The sequence below is a fragment of the Eudoraea sp. genome (assembly GCF_049665975.1).
Taxonomy (GTDB): domain Bacteria; phylum Bacteroidota; class Bacteroidia; order Flavobacteriales; family Flavobacteriaceae; genus Eudoraea.
This window is the reverse complement of sequence record NZ_JBATGR010000443.1, coordinates 1-3854: the sequence shown is the minus strand read 5'-3', so window position 1 is coordinate 3854 and position 3854 is coordinate 1. Positions and strand designations below refer to the sequence as shown.

The 3854-nt window shown below is 37.9% G+C and carries 4 protein-coding genes; 3 read left to right on the top strand and 1 reads right to left on the bottom strand.

Annotated features, from left to right (window positions below; genetic code table 11):
* On the bottom strand, positions 1–1108 hold a 1108-nt coding region (locus WBN20_RS14475; protein WP_424282198.1), incomplete at its 3' end, for an ATP-dependent helicase.
* A gap of 128 nt (positions 1109–1236) precedes the next feature.
* Between WBN20_RS14475 and WBN20_RS14470 the strand changes: the two genes are divergently transcribed.
* From WBN20_RS14470 to WBN20_RS14460, 3 genes are all read left to right on the top strand, one after another.
* On the top strand, positions 1237–1782 hold the full coding sequence (locus tag WBN20_RS14470) for a DsrE family protein (RefSeq protein ID WP_424273440.1): 546 nt from the start codon (positions 1237–1239) through the stop codon (positions 1780–1782).
* 4 nt (positions 1783–1786) lie between these two features.
* On the top strand, positions 1787–3061 hold the full coding sequence (locus WBN20_RS14465; protein WP_424282197.1) for an amidohydrolase: 1275 nt from the start codon (positions 1787–1789) through the stop codon (positions 3059–3061).
* A 168-nt stretch (positions 3062–3229) separates the two neighbouring features.
* Positions 3230–3854 (top strand): hypothetical protein (locus WBN20_RS14460; RefSeq protein ID WP_424282196.1); only part of this gene is annotated, 625 nt, incomplete at its 3' end.

Here is a 3854-nt window from a genome sequence, read left to right as displayed (position 1 = left end):
CTATAGCACGTGATTGGGAATTTGTGCGGTAAAGAACAGCAAAATCACCATTTGCACGCTGGTTTTGCATTTTCTGTTCAAAAATAGAACCTGCCACATATCTTCCTTCCTCAGCATCAGTGGTGCTTCTGTGAAGTTTTATCTTGGTACACTCATCATTGGCTGTCCATACTACCTTTTCCAATTGGTTCTTGTTGTTGGCAATTATAGAATTTGCAGCATTGACAATATTATTGGTATATCGGTAATTTTGTTCTAACCTATATACAGCACCATCTTCATAGTCTCTTTGAAAGTTCAAGATATTTGTGATGTTTGCCCCTCTGAAAGAGTAAATGCTCTGGGCGTCATCGCCTACAACGCAAATGTTTTGAAAACGGTCTGCAAGTGCTTTTACTATAAGATATTGAGAGTGATTGGTATCCTGATACTCATCAACCAGAATATATCTGAACCTTTCCTGATATTTCATTAAAACTTCCGGGAAACGGCTTAATAATTCATTGGTGCGTAAAAGTAAATCATCAAAATCCATTGCCCCGGCTTTAAAACAACGGTCTACATAGTTTTGGTAAATATCTCCTAACCTGGGCCTTTTTGCCATAGCGTCTGCCTCCATTAGTTCGGGGTTTTGGAAATAGGCTTTAACCGTAATTAAACTGTTTTTGTAAGATGAAATACGATTTTGAATTTGTTTGTATTTATAAATGTCCTTATCTAATCCCATTTCTTTAATTATCGATGAAATTAAACGCTGTGAATCCTGAGTGTCATAAATGGTATAATTACTTGGATAACCTAATTTATCACCATCAAAACGCAGCAAACGGGCAAAAACGGAGTGAAATGTCCCCATCCATAAGTTTTTTACTTCAGAACTGCCAACTATACTGGCTATTCGCTTTTTCATTTCTCTGGCAGCCTTATTGGTAAAGGTTAGTGCCAGAATATTAAAGGGGTCAACACCCTGCTCCATTAAATGGGCAATTCTAAAAGTAAGAACCCGGGTTTTACCTGAACCCGCCCCGGCGATAACCATCAGAGGTCCCTCCTTGTGCAAAACAGGGCCCTTTTGAGCATCATTTAAATCATCTAAAAATGTATTCAAGCTTTAGGCATTTTATGAAGTGAATTTAGCCATAATTAACCTCATGAAAAAGTTATAAACTAATATTTATGAACTTTGACTTTGTATTGTCTGCAATTTGAATATATTTAGAAAATCTATTGAACCACATGCTAAAACACTCATTTTTTAACTTCTTATTCTGGGTTTTGTTCGGATTTACTGCTTTGCATTCACAAACAAAAGCTTCGGGTCCGGTTATTTCCGGATATGGGGAAGTTTGGAGCATAAAGAATCCTGATTTTAATACCGATATCACAAAAGAATACAAGGTGGTTTTTGATATTATGAACACTTCCGAATCATCTGATCAGCTGAATATAAGTATTGAAACCGCAGCCCGATTTTTGAATATGCACGCTCAGAGTGGTGTTCCACTTGCCAATCTTAACGTTGCCCTTGTAGTTCACAATAATGCATCTAAAGATTTACTGAAAAGTTCGGAATATAAAGTTAGATACGGCACAGATAATCCAAATGAAGAATTAATAAATAAACTTTTAAATACTGGTGTTGAGATAGTATTTTGTGGTCAATCGTCCCTTTCAAGAAATATACCTATTTCCGAAACTATTGATGGTGTTGAGTTGGCCTTATCTGCCATGACCGCATTAATACAACTTCAGGACGATGGGTTTCAACTAATAAAATTTTAATACCATGAACAAATTAATACTTATAACCGCATTTCTATCCGGAAGCATTTCTATGGCCCAGGAGCTGGACCTAACTAATGATTACAAGCTTGTTGAAGATAAGGTAATTGAATGGAGAAGAGAGATACACCAAAACCCGGAATTGTCTAATCGTGAATTCAAGACTGCGGAAAAAATAGCTGCACATTTAAACTCATTGGGCATTGCTGTGCAAACTGGTGTTGCACATACAGGAGTAGTTGGTGTTTTGAAAGGAAATCAACCGGGAAAAGTAGTAGCTCTAAGGGCCGACATTGATGCGCTGCCCGTAACTGAGCGCAATGATCTGGAATTTAAGTCTACGGTTACTTCTGAATTTCTTGGTGAAAAGGTAGGCGTCATGCATGCCTGTGGACATGATACACATACGGCAATTTTAATGGGAGTGGCTGAGGTGCTGTCCAAAAACAGAGATAAAATAAAAGGTTCAGTAAAGTTCATATTTCAGCCTGCAGAAGAAGGGCCGCCTCCGGGGGAAGAAGGTGGTGCGCTGCTAATGGTTAAGGAAGGCGTATTGAAAAACCCGGATGTAGATGCGATTTTTGGATTACATATTAATTCTGCTACCCCTGTAGGCGTCATTAGATACAAATCCGGGGGTACTATGGCATCGGCACAACGTTTTGTAATCAATGTAAAAGGCAAGCAAACCCATGGGTCTCAACCCTGGTTAGGTGTAGATCCTATTCTTATTAGTGCAAAAATTATAGAAGGGTTGCAAACAATTGTTAGCAGAGAAGCCAATCTTACCAATGAAGCGGCCGTCATCTCCGTTGGTAAAATTAAAAGTGGAGTTCGTTTTAATATTATTCCTGAAAGTGCAGAAATGATTGGTACCATCCGGACACTGGATTACGATATGCAAAAAATGATTAACCGAAGAATGGAGGAAATGGTGCCTGCAATCGCTAAGGCATATGGTGGTGAGGCCTCGATAGAAATTCGCACAAATACAGCAATTACCTATAATGATCCAGACCTTGTTGTTCAAATGTTGCCTACTATAAAACGTGTTGCCGGTGAGGTTAATGTCCAGACCCAGAATGCCGTTACCGGGGCGGAGGATTTTTCTTATTTTCAGGAGAAAGTACCTGGTTTTTTCTTTTTCTTAGGCGGCATGACTGCCGGATCTAACCAATCCTTCCCGCACCATACCCCTGATTTTCTGATAGACGATAGTGGTTTACTTCTAGGCGTAAAAACACTCACAGAAATGAGTCTGGATTACTTAAATATGTGAAATTTAATTTTTCACTGGCTTTAAACCGATCATTTATTGGATACAGTCTTTTTTAGAATACAATTAATTAACAAAGAAAGAATTGGAGAAACTTTAAATGACTTATTTTTGTGTCACATTTTAAAAGAAGGATTAAAAAACCAATTTTCTAATTAATCTAAATTCCTTATGAATAGAATTACTTTATCATTTCTCTTTTTACTTTTATTTGGTGGTGCTTTGCAAGCACAGAATAAAAAAGAACTCATAGCTCAGGTTAACAGCTTAAATGCAGAGTTGGAAAGCACAAAGGAAGAACTTTTAGAATCCAAAAAAAATGAAAAAATAAGTGCCGCAAGGGCAGATTCTTTTGAAAGTCAGTTGCAGGGCCTGCAGGAGAATAACGCTACATTACTGACTAATTTAAATAATATCACCGCACAATCTAATAACAAGTTGGATAACCTGGGCGGTGTAATGGAAAGTCTGAGAAAGAAAGAAGCGGAACTGAAATTTATTAATGACGCATTAACCAGTAATGACTCCATTTCGCTGCTCGTGCTTACCAATTTCAAGCAAACCTTGGGGGAAAATGCAAATATAAAAGTTGAACGCGGATCAGTTATTGTAATTATGGATAATGCGACTTTATTTGGAGCCAATCCTAACAACACAAAATTAGAAGCCGGAGCTACAGAATCTCTGGGTAAAATAGCAGGAGTAATTAAAGCAAATCCTGATATGGCCGTAACTCTTGAATTCCGCGCGGATGATACTCTTAGTGGGGATATTGTCTATGGAAAAGCTGCTTCTG